Consider the following 16,432-nt stretch of genomic DNA (forward strand, 5'->3'; position numbering starts at 1 on the left):
ATCTGTCGCCGGAAATCTACGAGACGGACCTTGCCATCCCGAAGCTGCCAACCAAACGCGACGGCTATATCGCGTTCCATTTCCTGCCCGACAGCAAGATCGAAGCCCAATGGGTCGAATACCCGACCGGTCCGCGCAACCCGAATACCACGAGCAACGCGTCGTCCACGACGAACTGAATGACAGGAACATCGACATGCTGAATTTTCTTCGCCGTCTCATTCGCAACCCGATCGCGATCGCCATGATGCTGCTCGGTGGTGCGTGGTGGGTGCATGCGCAAACCACAGATTTCGGCCCGTACCGCGTCATCGGTTATAACTTCACCGATCGCAGTATCTACAGTTTCAAGATCGACGAATTTGGCGCAGGTAACGTGCGTGCGCACAAGCCAGGCGGTGGCGGTGGAACCGTATGCTGTATGGATGTACCTCGGGGCAAGAAAACCTGGCGCATCAAACTCAAGTACGAGCTGACTCAAGAACAATACAAAAACAACCTTCCCAGCGACATCTTCGAGACGGACATTGCTATTCCGCCGCTTCCTGACAAGCACGGCGGATACATCGAATTCTATTTCTTGCCGAAACAGAAAATTGAAGCGCGATGGGCCGAACTGCCGACTGACCCTCACAATCCGAACTTGCAGTAACCGGGAGGAAAGCATGCCTAACGACACAATCCCCGATCTGTCGCCGGAAATCTACGAGACGGACATTGCCGTCCCGAAGCTGCCAACCAAACGCGACGGCTATATCGCGTTCCATTTCCTGCCCGACCGCAAGATCGAAGCCCAATGGGTCGAATACCCGACCGGTCCGCGCAACCCGAATACCACGAGTAACGCGTCGTCCACGACGAACTGAATGACAGGAACATCGACATGCTGAATTTTCTTCGCCGTCTCATTCGCAACCCGATCGTCGTCGCGGTGCTCCTGCTCGGCGGGGCGTGGTGGGTGCATGCGCAGACAGGAGGATACGGACCGTATCGGGTCATTAGCTATAACCACACGGATCGAAGCATCTACAGCTTTCAGATCGACGATTTCGGCGCAGGGGGATCATATGCGCACGAATCCCAAGGAGGCGGTGGCATCGTATGCTGCATGGATGTCCCTCGAGGGAAAAAGACCTGGCATATAAAGATCATCTATGACTTGACCAAAGAGCAGGCTCAAAAGAATGTGCCGAATGAGGTTTACGAAACCGACATTCCCGTTCCCCCTCTGCCAAACAAGCATGGCGGGTATATCGCATTTCATTTTCTGCCCGATCGAAAGATTGAGGCGCAGTGGGTCGAACGTCGAATCAAGGCAAACATCCCGAACGCAAACTAAGATAGCGAGCGCAGCATGTCGAACGAAACCAGTCCTGCCCAAAGCGCCAACTCAAGCCAATCCGATTCCGCCTCCGGTGCCTCCCGTGCATCGCGCGCAGCGAGCGTCAGCGCGCAGCTTCCCCCCGAACCGCCAAGCCCTTGCTTTCGCTGCCATCAGGAAATCTACCAATCCTTCTTTTTTGATGGATTTGCGCAAGGGCTAAAGGATGTCGATCACCCGTCGAATATCCTTCGACTGTTCAATGCACACGAAGAAACAAACGATGAGCGCGGCATCTACAAGATGTACTACGACGGGATGGGCCGCGACCTTGCCAACCAGACGGTCGGCACCGGCAAGAAGGTGGCAAGCGACATCGCGTCCACCGCCGAGAAGATGGCGAGCGACAAGTTTCTGAAAGGGCCTGCCAAGGCCGTCGCCGACGATATCCGAAAACGGGCAATGAACGACGCCGGCGACAAAGGTCTACTGACCCGAGCCAGATCCGCGATTCTCGAAGGTACCGCTGGCGCTGGCACTACAGCGAAAAACAATATAAAAGACTCGTTTTCTCTGAAAAAACTGGGACCCGAACTGGTCTCGTCTGGTGTAAGCATCGCCGCGGACTCTTATCAGCCTGTCCGCGACAGCGAGTTCAGTGCCGGATATATGGGAACCGGCTTCGACATCCGTGTAAAGCAGGCGGTTGCTGACTTCAAGCAAAACGTACTGGATGCACGCGATTCCGATCCTCGTAAAATTCTGCGGATCCGCGTAGCGATCTTCGGCTACGATCGCGGTGGCACCATAGCCCGAAAATTTGCAAACGAACTGATCGGAAAGGTATGCAAGCAAGGGAACGGCCAGGTGACGTATGACGGGATTCCCGTGGAATTTGATTTCATGGGCCTCTTTGATTGCGTGTCGACGTCTTTCGCAGATTCGGTTTTTACCAAGGTAGTTTCCCCGGTGCTTGGCGTCATTCCAGGCGAAGGCAAAGCCGTCAGCTTCAGTATCAAGGGGCTTAGCATGTTCATTGGCTTGGCCAAACAGTCGCTCGGCGAGTACGACATACAGAAGGAATTCAAGTCGATCGTTCATCACGTCGCGGCGACAGAACTGCGCTTCTACAAGAATCTCGATTCGCCGAGAAAATCGTCCGATCACGCAAACCTGCTTGAAATCGTCTATCCCGGCAGTCAATCCGACGTTGGCGGAGGATTTCGCGAGGGAGAGGATAACAAGTCCGCCGAGTTGGCGCGTGTGTCGGCACGCAACATGCTCGATCGTGCGTGGGCGGCCGGCGTACCGTTTCTCCCGCTTTCACAGATGCGCGACAAACGCCCTACCGCGGCAAAGGAATTCGATTTCCAGAAAACCGTCAACGTCAACGGCAAGAATCTCACGGTTAATGACCTCTTCGCGGCCTACACCGCGATGCTGCCGAAATCGAGCGGCCCGCTCGAAACACATTTTCTCGAGCACCAGAAGCTGTTCGTGTCATGGGCACGTTACGTCCACGATCGCACCGCGCACGAAAGCACCGGCAACAGCCTGTTCATCAACACCGTGGACGCCGACGTCTACAACGCGGTCTTCCCGCACGGCGGCGGCTTGCCAAACTATGAGGGCCGGGACTGGTACTACAAGAGCCAGGATCCGAATTCCAAAGTCCCGCAGTTCACCTTCGGCGAACGCCGGACAGTCGACGACATCTCGGACAAGACCGTGCGCGCATTGGCCACCGCATGGGTGCACCCGCCAAAACTGTCACCGGAAGTCATCGCGTTCTTCGACAACTTCGTACACAACACGATCACGCCATTCAACAACGTGTCGCTCGGCGACGGGGTATTCATGCAACTGCGCGAAATCGAGGAGAAAGGCTGGGTCGCACGCCAGACCGACGCCGCGAAGGACTACGTGAAAAAAGTCCTCGGCAACGTATCGAAGAACATCAAGGATGCGCAGGACGAATACGTCAGGCAGGTCACGTCCGGCCAGATTCCGCACGGCGCGTCGATCGGCGACCTCTCCGGCGACTGAGCAGTACACACCACGCCAATCAGCAAGCCCGCCCGGCCGCACACGCGACCGGGTGCCAACCGCATCCGGCCCCGCGTCAGTTGTACCCGAGAATCGCCACCGCCGCGACGTCCGGCCGGTCGAGCGTATTCCCGACGAGCGACGTCATCGGCTCCTGCAGCACGGCCTGATACGAGGTCACGCGCGGCGCTTCCGGCGCGCCCGGCTCATCCGGTGCCGGTTCGTCGAACGCGGCATCGAAATCGCTGTAAAACCCCGGTTGCTTCTGCGAAAAAGTCATCTCCACTCCTTTACCTGTTTTATCTGTTTATGTTTTCGATGTTCTAACCAACTTGCTTCAATGCCGCCGCCTGCACCGGCATGCCGTCGTGCGCCGCCTCCGATCGCGCCAGCTGCGCGCGCGTGCGCCGCGTGATGTGAATCACCGCGAACACGACCGGCGCGATCAGCAGGCCTTCCGCCAGTTCGGGATCGACCGGCAGGTTCATCACATGCAGCGCCTTGAACGCCGCCGTCGCGAGCGACAGCACGTAGTACGAAATGGCCGCCACCGACAGCCCTTCGACCGCGTGCTGCAAGTGAAGCTGATTGCGCGCGGTGCGCTCCATGCCCGCCAGCAGGCGCGTCACGTCCTTTTCCTGAGCAAGATTCACGCGCGTGCGCAGCAGGTCGACCGCTCGCGCGATCCGCGCGGCGATCTGCTCGTGGCGCGCCCACACGCTGCGGCAGGTTTCCATCGCCGGCGCGAAGCGCCGCTCCATGAACTCGGCGATCGTCGGCATCCCTTCGATGCGCTCCTCGCGCAGCTCGTGAATGCGGGCCAGCACGAGCTTTTCGTACGCACGCGACGCGCTGAAACGTGCGCCCGATCCCGACAGCGATTCGACCCGCACCGCGAGATGCGTGAGCTTGACGAGCAGCGCCGTGTCGTCGCCGTCTGCGCCGCTCGCGTCCATCCGCTGCATCAATGCATGCAGCGCCGCGTGGATCTCGTCGAGCTCGCGGCTCATCCGCCGCGCGACCGGCAACGCGAGCAGCGCCATCATCCGGTACGTCTCGATTTCATACAGGCGCTGCAGCAGCCGGCCGCCCTGCTCCTCGCGAAAATCCTCGTCAACGACGAGAAAGCGCATGAAGCCGTCGTCACGCACATGCCAGTCGCAAAACACCTTGCCGCCGCCCAGCACGTTGCTGCCGACAAGCGCGGGCCCGTCGATCCAGCGGCGCATGTCACCGCACACGAGCCGCGCGGCGTCGCCCGTCAGCAGTTCCATGCGCACCGCGACGAAGCGGATGCCGGCGAGCCGCGCGAACCACGCGGCAGGAATCCCTTCGATCGCGAGATCGTCGAAATAGCCGGTGTCGCGACGCGGCGCGACGAACGTGAACGTCGAGAATTCGGTGTGCCGCTCCCACTTCAGATGCCAGCCGCACGGCGACTGCACCGCAAGGTGGGTCGCGCCGTCCTGCGGCACGGCAATGCCGGTGTCACGGCACAGTGCGTGCAGCAGCGTTTCGTGGATATCGGGCTGGCCGTCCGCGTAGATCGCGTAATGCGTGAGCGACACGGCTTCGGCGAGCCGCAGGAACGGCCGGGCATGCAATTCCGCGGCCAGCGCGGCGCGCAACGGATGATCCATCATTGGTACACCACTCTTCCTGTTCAACGCTGCGTGCCGGGCTCGCCGGCGTGTTGGCCGCACCGCATCGAACGATACGGCAGGCTCGATGCCACTATGGCAGACACATAGCAACAATAAAAACGCATAATGCTGATCGTTACGTTCAGTTTTCCTGATACCCATGAAGATGCTCGATCACGACGTGCTGGCCACCGTCGTCGCCGTCGCGGAAACCGGCAACATGACCCGCGCCGCCGAAGCGGTGAACCGCTCGCAGTCGGCCGTGAGCATGCAGATCAAGAGCCTGGAAGACGCGATCGGCCGGCCGCTGTTCGTGCGCAAGCCGCGCAGCATCGTGCTGACGCGCGAAGGCGAGGTGCTGCTGGGATTCGCCAGACGAATGCTGGCGCTGCGCGACGAGGCGTGGGCGGCCGTGGTGCGGCCGGAAGTGACCGGCAAGGTCGTGATCGGCGTGCCGGACGACTATGCGTCGTCGCTGCTGCCGTCGGTCCTGAAGAAATTCTCGGCGACCTACCCGAAGGTCGAGATCCAGGTGATGGGGCTGCCGAGCAGCGCGCTCGCGCCGCTGATCAAGGAAGGCACCGTCGATCTCGTGTGCGGCACGCGCATCAAGGGGCTGACCGGCGACTTCATCCGCCACGAGCCGATGGCATGGGCCGCGATGACGAACGGGCCGCGCGTGTGGGAAGAACGGCCGCTGCCGATCGCGGTGTTCATGCCGGGCAGCGTTGCGCGCGAGAACGCGATCCGCAGCCTCGAACGCGCGAAGGTGCCGTACCGCACCTCCTATGAAAGCCCGAGCCTGCTCGGGCTGCTCAGCATGGTCGAGGCGGGGCTCGCGGTCGCGCCGCTCGCGCGCTGCGCGATCCCCGCGCAGCTGTCGATGCTCGGCCGCTCACACGGGCTGCCCGATCTGCCGCCGCTCGAGCTGATCCTCGCGCGCAGCACGAATTCGAAGCGCCCGCCGTGCGACTTTCTCGCGGAGCAGTTGATGGAAGACCTTCAGCGGCAAACCGGCCAGACCGCCGACGCCTGAACCGCGGTCGGGCGCGCGCCGCCTGCGCCGTCACGAACCGCAGGGCCGTGGATGGCCGGCCGCGAGCAGCGCCGCGTTGACGATGCCCGCCACCGTGTCGACGAGCGCTTCCAGCGTGTCGCCATGCACATGCCGCCCGGCAGGCGGAATGCATTCGATACGCCGGCCGCCCCATTGCGACCCGGCCGTCACCGACAGCGTCGCCCCGAACCGGTTGCCGTGCCGCCGGCCGAAGATGCCGACGCGCTGCTCGCCCAGGTACGCCTGCTCCGGAAGAAACAGTCGAATGTCGACCGCAACCTGGTCGGGATCGCCGGCGCGCGTGTTCGCATCGGCCGACGGCGCGAACGTCTTCGCGATGCGCAGCGTCACGTGCGAATCCCAGGCGGCCAGCGGTCCGCCGGCCGCGTCGACACGTTCGAGGTCGACCGACCACTGATGGCGATCCGGCAGCCGGATCGCCTGACGCAGCAGCACCTCCGCCGCGCGCACGGTCACCCGCAGCTGCATGGCAAGCTGCGTGCCCGACGGCAACGCCGCCACGCGCACGCGGCCGCTTGCCGGACGCGTAGTCTGCACTTCTTCCATGAGGTGCATGGATCCTCCCTGTCGAGGGCCGGCGCCGCGTGCGACGCGGCGCACAAACGCTCGCCGCGACCGGCCCGCGGACAGCACGACGGACGGCGAATCGGCGGCAAACCGTAACGTACGAGCAATCAGCGTTCCCCGGCCTGACGATCCTGCGTCGCCACGCGCAGACGGCGGGCAACGGGACCGATCACGGCATCGACCTGCTGCGCGATCAGCATGTGCAGCGTGAAGTCGAGATCCTCCGGCGCGATGTCGAATTCCACATGGATCACGTCGCGCACGGTACGCGCGCTGACCACATACACGCCGAGCGGGGAATGCAGCAGCGCCGCGAGCCGGGCGTGCGCGAGCGCGCCGGTGTCGGCCGTCAGCGTGACGGGCAACCGCAGGCGCGGGCGCGGCGGCGGGAGCGGGACGACGGTAGTGCGCGCGCCGGCACGCGGCTGGCGGCTGACGATGTCGCACCCGGGTACGGGATGGATGAAGGTCATGGTGCGGACGGAGGGCGTCCTGGCTGTTGGACACATCCCGAGCTTAGAAGGCGCCGCATAAATACCGTGCAAAAAAACGGCTTTGCAGTGCAAAAAACGGCATGCCGGAAGAGCAGCTCATACCGGTCGGGTTGCGCGGCGTGCGCCCCGTCAACGCTGACAGGACAATCGCCAACGATCCACCGATACACTTGTGCCACCGTGACGTCCGGCGTCCTCGATGCCGGACGTCGCTTTAATTGCACGCACGCTCCACCGCTTCCGGTTGGCCAGCCTGCATCGCACATGTCGCCCCGATCCCGATCCGATGGAGTCCTGCTTGAACCCCTGGCGCCCCACGCTGCCCGACGCCCAATCCGACACCGTGCGGCATTCACGCGACACGTTCCCGGCCGCGCGGCCGGCTCGCGCGCAACCGGGCCGGCCGCAATGAGCGCCGGGCCGCGCAATGCCCGGATCGACGTGCTGCGCGGCGTGTCGATCCTGCTCGTCCTGCTGCATCACTTCAACATCCCGTATTCGCTGCGCGACACGTCCGTCGCGCGCATGTTCGGCTGGGACGCGGTGCACGCGGTGGTCCGCAACGGCAACTATGGCGTGACGATGTTCTTCGTGATCTCCGGCTACCTGATCACGTCGAATGCGCGCCGCCGCTGGGGCAGCCTCGGCGCGGTGGACGTGCGCGCGTTCTACGTGTCGCGCATCGCGCGCATCGTCCCGTGCCTGCTCCTGCTGCTCGCGCTTGTCAACGGGCTGGCGGCGACCGGCGTGCCGATCTTCGCGAACCACGCGCCGCAGGGTGTCGCCGTGTCGTTCTGGCTCGTCAATCTCGCATCGCTGACGTTCTGGATGAACGTGTTGATCGGCACGTATGGATGGGTCAATTACGCGCTCGGCGTGCTGTGGTCGCTGTCGGTCGAAGAGATGTTCTACCTGTCGTTTCCGCTGCTGTGCATCGCCCTGCGCCGCGACGCGCGACTGTTCGCGTTCTGGCTGGCGGTCGTCGCGATCGGGCCCGTGTACCGCTTCACGCATGCGAGCGACGAAGGCGGGTTTCTGTATGCGTATTTCGCGTGCTTCGACGGAATCGCGATCGGCTGCTGCACCGCGGTGCTGGCCGGACGCGCCGGCTGGCAGCGGCTCGCGGCCGCGCCCGTGCAATGGCTGACCGCGATCGCGATGACCGTGCTCTATCTCGCGTGGCCGATCGCCCAGAGCCATGTGATCGGCGTATCCGCGATGGCGCTCGGCACAGCCGTGCTGCTGATCGGCGCGCATGCCCGCGGCGAGCGAGCAACGGGCCGCGCGCTCGCGCCGCTGCGCTGGAGCGGCCGGCTCAGCTACGAGTTGTACCTGTTTCACCTGATCGCGCTCGGCGCGCTGCGCACGGTGTGGCCGCCCGCCACCATGCACGGCAACGGCAAGCTCGTGCTGCTCGTCGCGTATCTGGTGTTGTCGGCCGGATTGAGCGCGTCCGTCGCGCGCGGCTACGCGACGCCGCTCGACCGCATCATCCGGCGGGCCGCGTCGCGGCCTGCGGCGCGCGTGCCGGACGCCGCGACATGAGCCGCGACCGACGGCATCCGCAGGGTCGACGAAAGGAAGCGCGGCACGATGTGGGCATCACGCCGCCTGTCCGATCGCGGCCCGGCGCATCGTGACGATGCGCGCGGGCGGAATATTTGCCCACACGATCCGGCTGGCGTCGGCAACAAATGCCGGATCGCGCAGCGGGTGACGCTCGGGCACGCGCAAATCGTAGGTGAACTGGATCATCACGCCGTCGACTGACAGCACGCGCTCGCACTGCCCGACGATCGCCGTCACGTCCTGGCGCGGCAGCGTGCGCAGCGGCAAGCAGGACACGATCGCATCGACCGCCGCGTCGGACGGCAGCAGCCGCTCGAGCTGTCGCGCGTCGCCCGACACGATCGAGATACCGGGGAAGCGGCGTCGCAGGTGCTGCACGAACGCCGGCGACCGCTCGACCACCACGAGGCGCCGTGGCGCGACGCCGCGTTCGAGCAACGCGGCGGTGATCGCGCCGGTGCCACCGCCGAGCTCGACGACGAGCCCGTCGCCGTCCGGCACGGCATCGGCCATCTCGCGCGCCAGATGCCGCGAACTCGGGCACAACGCGCCCACCGCGGCCGGGCGGCCGACCCACTCGCGCACGAACAGTGCCGAGACACGCAACGCGTTCGGCCAGATCATCGGCCAACCTTGCGCGGTTGCGCTTTCAGCTTCGACGTGCCAATGACTGCATGCAACAGGGCTACGACGACACGGGGCTCTTTCACGTGCATCCTCCTGAACAAATCGGTCCGCCGCGCTCGCGCGGCGATCAATCGATTCTAGGAAATGCAAACTTAAGGCGACGTGAAGATTGTCCCTGATTGCGTCATCGATGCGGGCCGTGCAACCGACGGCTGCCCGATCAGCGGTCGACGCGCTGCTGAAGCTGCGCGGGATACCGCTCGCCGACGATCGTGATCTGGCGCAGCGCCGTCTCGATCGCCGACAGTTCGTCGGTCGTCAGCACCACCGCGGCCGCGCGCACGTTTTCGTCGAGCCGATGCAGCTTCGTCGTGCCCGGAATCGGCACGATCCACGGCTTGCGGGCCAGCAGCCACGCGAGCGCGATCTGCGCGCGCGTCACGCCCTTGTCGGCCGCGATCCGGCCGAGCAGGTCGACGAGGCCCGCGTTGGCCCTGCGGTTTTCTTCCGAGAAGCGCGGCACGATATTGCGGAAGTCGGTCACATCGAACGTCGTGCTCGCATCGATCGCCCCCGTCAGGAAACCCTTGCCGAGCGGGCTGAACGCCACGAAGCCGATGCCGAGCTCCTCGAGCGTCGGCAGGATGCGCTCCTCCGGCTCGCGCCACCACAGCGAATATTCGCTTTGCAGCGCCGCGACGGGCTGCACCGCGTGCGCGCGGCGAATCGTCTGCTCACCGGCTTCCGACAGCCCGAAGTGCGCGACCTTGCCTTCGCCGATCAGATCCTTGACGGTGCCCGCGACGTCCTCGATCGGCACGTTCGGATCGACGCGATGCTGATAGAACAGATCGATGCGGTCGACCTTCAGCCGCTTGAGCGCTGCGTCGGCCACCGCGCGGATCTGCGACGGCCGGCTGTCGACGCCCTTCATCGGCTCGCCATTCTCGAAACCGAACTTGGTGGCGATCACGACCTGATCGCGAAACGGCGCCACCGCCTCGCCCACCAGTTCCTCGTTGACGAACGGGCCGTACGCTTCGGCCGTATCGAAGAAGGTCACGCCACGTTCGAACGCCGCGCGAATCAGCGCGACGCCGCTCGCCTTGTCGGTGGCCGGACCGTAGCCGTAACTCAATCCCATGCAGCCGAGCCCGATTGCCGAGACTTCGAGGCCGCTCTTTCCAAGCATGCGCTTTTGCATGACTTTCTCCTGCTGAAAGGTGAAGACGATTGACGGGATGCCCGAGGAAGCGAGTGTAGGTTGATGGATACGTCTCAACAATCGGCGTACCATTTCATGCATTATTGAACGAATTTCATCAATGCTACGCACCGGCCTCGGCGAACTCACGACCTTCATCACGATCGCGGAACAGCGCAGCTTCAGCGGCGCGGCCCGCATCCTCGGCGTGTCGCCGTCGGCGCTGAGCCATGCGATCCGTCATCTCGAGGCGCGGCTCGGCGTGCGCCTGTTCAACCGCACGACCCGCTCCGTCGCGCTGACCGAAGCCGGCGAACAGTTGCTGCTGCGCGTGCGGCCCGCCGTCGCCGATCTCGAGGACGCGATGAACGACGCCGCGACCGCCCGCAACCGGCCGTCCGGCCAGATCCGGATCAGCGCGTCGGAATCCGCGTCGCGCCCGCTGATCCGGCATGTGCTGCCCGGCTTCGTCGCGCGCTATCCGGACATCCACGTGGAGTTCGTCGTCGATTCGCGGCTGATCGACATCGTCGAACACGGCTTCGACGCCGGCATCCGCGTGCGGGAGGACGTGCCGCGCGACATGATCGCCGTGCGGTTCGGCGACGCTGTCCGCTTCGTCGCGGTGGCGTCGCCCGACTACCTGGCGCGGCACCCCGCGCCGGACATGCCGCAGGACCTCACGCGCCACCGGTGCATCCGGTTCCGCTTCGAAAGCGGCGCGCTCTATCGATGGGACCTGATGCGCGACGGGAAGCGCGTGAGCGTCGACGTCGACGGGCCGATGACGCTCGGCAACCTGGGCCTGATGGTCGACGCGGCGCTCGCCGGCATCGGCATTGCATGGGTCACGCACGCGCGGGTCGCCGAGCATCTGGCCGACGGCCGGCTCGTGCGCGTGTTGCCCGAATGGGCGCAGACGTTCGACAGCCTGTGCCTCTACTATCCGGCGAACCGGCATCCGCCGGCCGCCCTGCGGCTGTTCGTCGAAGCCGTGCGCGAATGGACGGCTGCCGGAGGTAACGCGTCGGACAACTGACGGTTCGCCCCGCTCCGCCACTTCACCGCAGGTTGGTCCTCGCCAGCTCGACGATCTCGTCGCCGCGCCCGCTCAGGATCGCGCGCAGCATGAACAGGCTGAAGCCCTTCGCATGCGCGAGCTCGATCTTCGGCGGCATCGCGAGTTCGTATTTCGACGTGACGACGTCGACGACCGCCGGCCCGTCATGCGCGAACGCCGTGCGCAATGCCTGCTCGACGTTCTCCGAATGTTCGACGCGCACGCTGAAGATGCCCGCGCCCTTCGCGATCGCCGCGAAGTCGGTCGGGCTCAGGTCGACGTTGGTGTCGAGATAGCCGGCCGCCTTCAGCTCCATCGACACGAAGCCGAGCAGGCTGTTGTTGTAGACGACGATCTTGATCGGCAGGTTGAGCTGGCGCGCGGTCAGCAGATCGCCGAGCAGCATCGACAGCCCGCCGTCGCCCGACAGCGACACGACCTGCCGCCCCGGATGCGCGCCCTGCGCGCCGAGCGCCTGCGGCATCGCGTTCGCCATCGAGCCGTGGTTGAAGGAGCCGTGCAGCTGGCGCTTGCCGTTCATCGTCAGGTAGCGCGCGGCCCACAGCGTCGGCGTGCCGACGTCGGCCGTGAAGATCGCGTCGTCGGCCGCGACGTCGTCGACGATCTTCGTCAGGTATTGCGGATGAATCGCGCGGCCCGGCGGCTCGGCCACCGCGAGATCGTCGAGCCCCTTGCGCGCGGCCGCGTAGTGCTTCAGCGCGTTCTCGAGGAAGCGCCGCTGCGTCTTGCGCGTGAGGCGCGGCAGCAGCGCAGCGATCGTTTCCTTCACCGTGCCGACGAGCCCCAACGCAAGCGGCGCGCGATGCCCGAGCTGCGAGCCTTTGCAGTCGATCTGCGCGATCTTCGCGTTGGTCGGGTAGAACGGCCGGTAAGGGAAGTCCGTGCCGAGCATCAGCAGCGTGTCGCACGATTCCATCGCGTGATAGCCCGAGCTGAAGCCGATCAACCCCGTCATCCCGACGTCGAACGGGTTGTCCCATTCGACGAACTGCTTGCCGCGCAGCGCATGCACGACCGGCGCGCCGAGCGTGTCGGCCAGCGCGACCACTTCGTCGTGCGCGCCCTGCGTGCCGCTGCCGCACAGCAGCGTGACCGCGTCCGACGCGTCGAGCAGCGCCGCGAGCCGGTCGAGATCGGCGTCGGCCGGCAGGATCGACGGCGGCGCCGAGCCGCTCCACGCGGGCGCCTCTTCCGGGCCGTCGCCGAGCGCGATGTCGCCCGGCAGCACGATCACCGCGACGCCGCGCTCCTCGATCGCGGTGCGCATCGCGCGCGCGAGCACGCGCGGGAACTGCGATGCGTTGGTCACGAGCTCCGCGAAATGACTGCACTCGCGGAACAGCTCCTGCGGATGGGTTTCCTGGAAGTAGCCGAGGCCGATCTCGGTCGACGGGATGTGCGCGGCGATCGCCAGCACCGGCTGGTGATTGCGATGGCAGTCGTAGAGACCGTTGATCAGGTGCAGGTTGCCGGGGCCGCAGCTGCCCGCGCACACCGCCAGCCGGCCGGTCGACGCGGCATCGGCGCCGGCCGCGAACGCGGCGCTTTCCTCGTGCCGCGTATGCATCCAGCGGATCGAGCCGATCTGGCTCAGGCTGAACGACAGCCCGTTCAGGCTGTCGCCCGTCACACCCCAGATGCGCTCGACGCCCGCTGCCGCCAGCGTCTTCGCCAGGTATTCCGCCATCGTCTGTCTAGCCATCATGCCCTCGCTCATTGATCGGTCGTTACACGATTGATCCGGCTACGGCAGCCGCCGTCGCCGCTGACGGGACGAGCATACGCGATCGTGCCGCGCGGCGTCGTGACGATGCGAGCGTCACGCGCGGCAACGCGGCGACGCGGCGGCGGACGGGCGCGGCGACGCGGCAACGCGGCACCGTGGCAACGCAGAGCGCGGCACGCCAGTCGTTTTCTCGACGGAGCTGCCCTGCGGGGCGGCGCGCTCCCCGGCCCGCATGCCGTCAACGCAGCCTGCGCGGCTGACCCCATCGCGATGCGCTACACCGGCAGCGCATGCGTGGACAGAATCTCCTTGAGCACCATGAACGATCGCACCTGCCGCACGCCGGGCAGGTACAGCAGTTGTTCCGCGTGCAAGCGGTTGAAGCTCTCGTTGTCGCGCGTGCGGACCAGCATGAAGTAGTCGAATTCGCCGGTTACCACGTGACATTCGACACACCCCGACACCTTCTGCGCGGCCTTCTCGAATTCGGCGAACGCCTCGGGCGTCGAACGATCGAGTACGAAGCCGATCACGACCAGCATCCCGGCACCCAGCGGCTTCGGGTCGAGCAGCGCGACGATACCGCGAATCAGCCCCATCTCCTTCAACCGTTCGACGCGCCGCAGGCACGCCGGTGCGCTCAGCTTCACCTTCGCGGCAAGGCTCACGTTCGAGATCGACGCGTCCTGCTGCAACTGCCGCAGGATCGCGCGGTCGATGCGGTCGAGCACCGGCGCGGCGGCGGCCGGCAAGGCATTGCCGTGATCTAATTTCATTGCGTTTCCTGTACTTTTTACGAACGAAAATTATCCATCTGATCCGCATCTCATCGACAACGTAGGCCCTCGTTATTAATTTCGCAAGCTCATTTCGCGCCGTCCTGCCTATCATTTTTCCATTGGGACACGGCGTGCCGGCCGCCCCCGTCCGATGCGAATTCCCGCCCACAGCCTTTCGGAGCTTGTCGATGAACCTGCAACGTTTCCCCCGCTATCCGCTCACGTTCGGCCCGACGCCGATCCAGCCGCTCAGGCGTCTGAGCGCGCACCTCGGCGGCAAGGTCGAGCTGTATGCGAAGCGCGAGGACTGCAACAGCGGCCTCGCTTTCGGCGGCAACAAGACGCGCAAGCTCGAATACCTCGTCCCCGACGCGCTCGCGCAAGGCGCCGACACGCTCGTGTCGATCGGCGGCATTCAATCGAACCAGACACGCCAGGTCGCGGCCGTCGCCGCGCATCTCGGGATGAAGTGCGTGCTCGTGCAGGAGCACTGGGTCAACTACGAGGATCCGGTGTACGACCGCGTCGGAAACATCCAGCTGTCACGAATGATGGGCGCCGACGTGCGGCTCGTTGCCGACGGTTTCGACATCGGCATTCGCCGCAGCTGGGAAGAAGCGATGGAGAGCGTGCGGCAGGCGGGCGGCAAGCCGTATCCGATTCCGGCCGGGTGTTCCGAGCACCCGCTCGGCGGACTCGGGTTCGTCGGCTTCGCGGAAGAAGTGCGCGAGCAGGAAGCACAACTTGGCTTCAAGTTCGATTACATCGTGGTCTGCTCGGTCACGGGCAGCACGCAGGCGGGGATGGTCGTCGGCTTCGCGGCCGACGGACGCGCGGACCGCGTGATCGGCATCGACGCGTCGGCAACGCCCGAGCGCACGCATGAACAGATCACGCGCATCGCTCGGCACACGGCCGAGCTGGTCGGGCTGGGGCGCGATATCGAGGAGAAGGACGTGGTGCTCGATACGCGCTATGCCGGGCCGGAATACGGACTGCCGAACGATGGCACGCTGGAGGCGATTCGTCTGTGTGCGCGGCTGGAAGGCATGCTGACCGATCCCGTCTATGAAGGGAAATCGATGCACGGGATGATCGACCACGTGCGGCGCGGGGAATTCGAGCCGGGGTCGAAGGTGCTGTATGCGCACCTTGGCGGGGTGCCGGCGTTGAGTGCATATAGCGGGATTTTTCGGGAAGGTTGATCGCGCGATGCGGCACGCCGACGTCGCGCATGCCTCGCCGGTCTGCCGCCTCTTGCCGATTCCCGGTGGACGGCCGCTTCGATCCGATCAGGCCGTCGTTCTCACGCGCGTGCCGCATAGACTGGCACGCACGCCGCGATGCACCGGATGCACCCAGTTCGACTAGTGCTGCACGTCAGGACATGCAGCGCCGGCCCGGAACGTCAGTTGACCTGCAATTGACCACCGCGGCCAAGGCCGCCCTTGACGTCCTGCGCCTTGTAGCTGCGCAGCGCGACGACCATCTTGTTCCACGCGTCGATAAACGCGACGACCGTCGCCTTGCCTTCCGGCGTCGTCGAGAAGCCGGCGAGACCGCCGCCCACGCCACCGCCCAGGCCGCCCAGCGCCGCGCCGTAGTTGGTCGCCGTCGAGCTGCCTTCCGACGCCGCGATCTGCACGGCCGAGCGCACGTCGAACAGCGTCAGCGTCACGACCGACGCCTTCGTCTGCAGATGCCCGGCCACCGCCGCGACCGCGCTGTTGCCGATCAGCCCGCCGATCATGCTGCCGATGCCGCCGATCGGCGAATCGTTGATCACGATCTGCGGCTCCATATAGTAGTCGGCCGCGACGCGCTGGCCCTTCTGCTGCTTCGAACCCGCACGGTATTCGCCCGAGTTGCGCTGCAGCTGCGTGATGCGCGACAGGCGCGCATCGCTCTTCTGGTTGCCGATCGACGTGATCACGAAGCAGTTCGACTGCTGGACGGCCAGGCGCAACAGCGGGTCGATGCTCGTCACCTTGGTCGCGCTGCCGAACGGGCCCCACCAGTCGGCATTGCGGCCGTCGTCGACCGCGATCGTACCGAGCGGCGACGCGCAGCGCTGCAGTTGCGAATCCGCACCGGCGCTCGCGCCGCCCGCGGCAGCGCCCGTGACGCCGGCGTTCTGGCCGCCGGGCGTCACCATGCCGCCGCAGCCGGCGACGGACGCGCAAAGCGCTGCAACCAGCGCACCTTGAGTGAGACGTTGGGAAAGGATGGTCTTCATGTCGTTGTCGATCGATAGAGTCGTTGTTCGGCTTATGTGTTCGTGCGAACTTTGATAAGCC

General features: G+C 65.1%; 17 protein-coding genes. 8 read left to right on the forward strand and 9 right to left on the reverse strand.

Going from position 1 to position 16,432, the window contains the following annotated elements; all coding sequences use genetic code 11:
• Positions 1-196 precede the first annotated feature (196 nt).
• The 4 genes from DIE08_RS19840 to DIE08_RS19855 are packed head-to-tail and all read left to right on the forward strand — an operon-like array spanning position 197 to position 3,367.
• Positions 197-652: a DUF3304 domain-containing protein gene (locus DIE08_RS19840; protein WP_124903159.1), complete on the forward strand. Its 456-nt coding sequence runs from the start codon at positions 197-199 to the stop codon at positions 650-652.
• A gap of 13 nt (positions 653-665) precedes the next feature.
• The gene (locus tag DIE08_RS19845) at positions 666-866 is read left to right on the forward strand and encodes a hypothetical protein (protein WP_124903161.1); all 201 of its coding nucleotides are present in this window, start codon (positions 666-668) and stop codon (positions 864-866) included.
• Between the two features lie 17 nt (positions 867-883).
• Entirely contained in the window at positions 884-1,339 is a 456-nt protein-coding gene (locus DIE08_RS19850; RefSeq protein WP_124903163.1) for a DUF3304 domain-containing protein, read from the forward strand.
• Positions 1,340-1,354: 15 nt separating this feature from the next.
• Positions 1,355-3,367, forward strand: a complete 2,013-nt coding sequence (locus tag DIE08_RS19855) for a phospholipase effector Tle1 domain-containing protein (RefSeq protein WP_124903165.1) — start codon at positions 1,355-1,357, stop codon at positions 3,365-3,367.
• Between the two features lie 76 nt (positions 3,368-3,443).
• Here the strand turns inward: DIE08_RS19855 and DIE08_RS19860 are convergent, their stop codons facing one another.
• Entirely contained in the window at positions 3,444-3,647 is a 204-nt protein-coding gene (locus DIE08_RS19860) for a hypothetical protein (RefSeq protein ID WP_124903167.1), read from the reverse strand.
• A gap of 43 nt (positions 3,648-3,690) precedes the next feature.
• Positions 3,691-5,010 (reverse strand): DUF3422 family protein, encoded by a 1,320-nt coding sequence (locus tag DIE08_RS19865; RefSeq protein ID WP_124903169.1) that lies wholly within the window; start codon positions 5,008-5,010, stop codon positions 3,691-3,693.
• A 160-nt stretch (positions 5,011-5,170) separates the two neighbouring features.
• On the opposite strand from DIE08_RS19865, the gene DIE08_RS19870 reads away from it, so the two are divergent.
• Positions 5,171-6,046 carry a LysR family transcriptional regulator gene (locus DIE08_RS19870; RefSeq protein WP_124903171.1) on the forward strand — a complete coding sequence of 292 codons (876 nt, stop codon included), beginning with the start codon at positions 5,171-5,173 and terminating at the stop codon, positions 6,044-6,046.
• A 30-nt stretch (positions 6,047-6,076) separates the two neighbouring features.
• Here the strand turns inward: DIE08_RS19870 and DIE08_RS19875 are convergent, their stop codons facing one another.
• Entirely contained in the window at positions 6,077-6,643 is a 567-nt protein-coding gene (locus DIE08_RS19875) for a hypothetical protein (protein WP_124903173.1), read from the reverse strand.
• A gap of 119 nt (positions 6,644-6,762) precedes the next feature.
• Positions 6,763-7,128, reverse strand: coding sequence for a hypothetical protein (locus tag DIE08_RS19880; protein WP_124903175.1), 366 nt, complete (start codon positions 7,126-7,128; stop codon positions 6,763-6,765).
• 429 nt (positions 7,129-7,557) lie between these two features.
• On the opposite strand from DIE08_RS19880, the gene DIE08_RS19885 reads away from it, so the two are divergent.
• A complete protein-coding gene (locus DIE08_RS19885) occupies positions 7,558-8,694 on the forward strand; it encodes an acyltransferase (protein ID WP_124903177.1) in 1,137 nt (378 codons plus the stop codon).
• Positions 8,695-8,751: 57 nt separating this feature from the next.
• Here DIE08_RS19885 and DIE08_RS19890 read toward each other — a convergent pair whose 3' ends face one another.
• On the reverse strand, positions 8,752-9,342 hold the full coding sequence (locus DIE08_RS19890; protein ID WP_059605078.1) for a class I SAM-dependent methyltransferase: 591 nt from the start codon (positions 9,340-9,342) through the stop codon (positions 8,752-8,754).
• A gap of 223 nt (positions 9,343-9,565) precedes the next feature.
• Positions 9,566-10,549 carry an aldo/keto reductase gene (locus DIE08_RS19895; RefSeq protein ID WP_124903179.1) on the reverse strand — a complete coding sequence of 328 codons (984 nt, stop codon included), beginning with the start codon at positions 10,547-10,549 and terminating at the stop codon, positions 9,566-9,568.
• 121 nt (positions 10,550-10,670) lie between these two features.
• Between DIE08_RS19895 and DIE08_RS19900 the strand changes: the two genes are divergently transcribed.
• Complete coding sequence (locus DIE08_RS19900; RefSeq protein WP_124903181.1) at positions 10,671-11,588, forward strand: LysR family transcriptional regulator; 918 nt, start codon at positions 10,671-10,673, stop codon at positions 11,586-11,588.
• A 22-nt stretch (positions 11,589-11,610) separates the two neighbouring features.
• On the opposite strand, the gene poxB is transcribed toward DIE08_RS19900, so the two are convergent.
• A complete protein-coding gene (gene poxB, locus DIE08_RS19905) occupies positions 11,611-13,332 on the reverse strand; it encodes a ubiquinone-dependent pyruvate dehydrogenase (RefSeq protein ID WP_124903311.1) in 1,722 nt (573 codons plus the stop codon).
• Positions 13,333-13,631: 299 nt separating this feature from the next.
• Entirely contained in the window at positions 13,632-14,132 is a 501-nt protein-coding gene (locus DIE08_RS19910) for an Lrp/AsnC family transcriptional regulator (protein ID WP_124903183.1), read from the reverse strand.
• 191 nt (positions 14,133-14,323) lie between these two features.
• Between DIE08_RS19910 and DIE08_RS19915 the strand changes: the two genes are divergently transcribed.
• Positions 14,324-15,340, forward strand: coding sequence for a 1-aminocyclopropane-1-carboxylate deaminase (locus tag DIE08_RS19915; RefSeq protein WP_124903185.1), 1,017 nt, complete (start codon positions 14,324-14,326; stop codon positions 15,338-15,340).
• 203 nt (positions 15,341-15,543) lie between these two features.
• Here the strand turns inward: DIE08_RS19915 and DIE08_RS19920 are convergent, their stop codons facing one another.
• Positions 15,544-16,371, reverse strand: coding sequence for a hypothetical protein (locus tag DIE08_RS19920; RefSeq protein WP_124627658.1), 828 nt, complete (start codon positions 16,369-16,371; stop codon positions 15,544-15,546).
• Positions 16,372-16,432 lie beyond the last annotated feature (61 nt).

Source organism: Burkholderia sp. Bp9004 (genome assembly GCF_003858025.1).
Classification (GTDB): domain Bacteria; phylum Pseudomonadota; class Gammaproteobacteria; order Burkholderiales; family Burkholderiaceae; genus Burkholderia; species Burkholderia diffusa.

Bases quoted from the DNA above. Each gene is read 5' to 3' on its own strand.
- DIE08_RS19840 (WP_124903159.1), top strand. From the start codon at position 197: ATGCTGAATTTTCTTCGCCGTCTCATTCGCAACCCGATCGCGATCGCC.
- DIE08_RS19845 (WP_124903161.1), top strand. From the start codon at position 666: ATGCCTAACGACACAATCCCCGATCTGTCGCCGGAAATCTACGAGACG.
- DIE08_RS19850 (WP_124903163.1), top strand. From the start codon at position 884: ATGCTGAATTTTCTTCGCCGTCTCATTCGCAACCCGATCGTCGTCGCG.
- DIE08_RS19855 (WP_124903165.1), top strand. From the start codon at position 1,355: ATGTCGAACGAAACCAGTCCTGCCCAAAGCGCCAACTCAAGCCAATCC.
- DIE08_RS19860 (WP_124903167.1), bottom strand. From the start codon at position 3,647: ATGACTTTTTCGCAGAAGCAACCGGGGTTTTACAGCGATTTCGATGCC.
- DIE08_RS19865 (WP_124903169.1), bottom strand. From the start codon at position 5,010: ATGATGGATCATCCGTTGCGCGCCGCGCTGGCCGCGGAATTGCATGCC.
- DIE08_RS19870 (WP_124903171.1), top strand. From the start codon at position 5,171: ATGAAGATGCTCGATCACGACGTGCTGGCCACCGTCGTCGCCGTCGCG.
- DIE08_RS19875 (WP_124903173.1), bottom strand. From the start codon at position 6,643: ATGCACCTCATGGAAGAAGTGCAGACTACGCGTCCGGCAAGCGGCCGC.
- DIE08_RS19880 (WP_124903175.1), bottom strand. From the start codon at position 7,128: ATGACCTTCATCCATCCCGTACCCGGGTGCGACATCGTCAGCCGCCAG.
- DIE08_RS19885 (WP_124903177.1), top strand. From the start codon at position 7,558: ATGAGCGCCGGGCCGCGCAATGCCCGGATCGACGTGCTGCGCGGCGTG.
- DIE08_RS19890 (WP_059605078.1), bottom strand. From the start codon at position 9,342: ATGATCTGGCCGAACGCGTTGCGTGTCTCGGCACTGTTCGTGCGCGAG.
- DIE08_RS19895 (WP_124903179.1), bottom strand. From the start codon at position 10,549: ATGCAAAAGCGCATGCTTGGAAAGAGCGGCCTCGAAGTCTCGGCAATC.
- DIE08_RS19900 (WP_124903181.1), top strand. From the start codon at position 10,671: ATGCTACGCACCGGCCTCGGCGAACTCACGACCTTCATCACGATCGCG.
- poxB (WP_124903311.1), bottom strand. From the start codon at position 13,332: ATGGCTAGACAGACGATGGCGGAATACCTGGCGAAGACGCTGGCGGCA.
- DIE08_RS19910 (WP_124903183.1), bottom strand. From the start codon at position 14,132: ATGAAATTAGATCACGGCAATGCCTTGCCGGCCGCCGCCGCGCCGGTG.
- DIE08_RS19915 (WP_124903185.1), top strand. From the start codon at position 14,324: ATGAACCTGCAACGTTTCCCCCGCTATCCGCTCACGTTCGGCCCGACG.
- DIE08_RS19920 (WP_124627658.1), bottom strand. From the start codon at position 16,371: ATGAAGACCATCCTTTCCCAACGTCTCACTCAAGGTGCGCTGGTTGCA.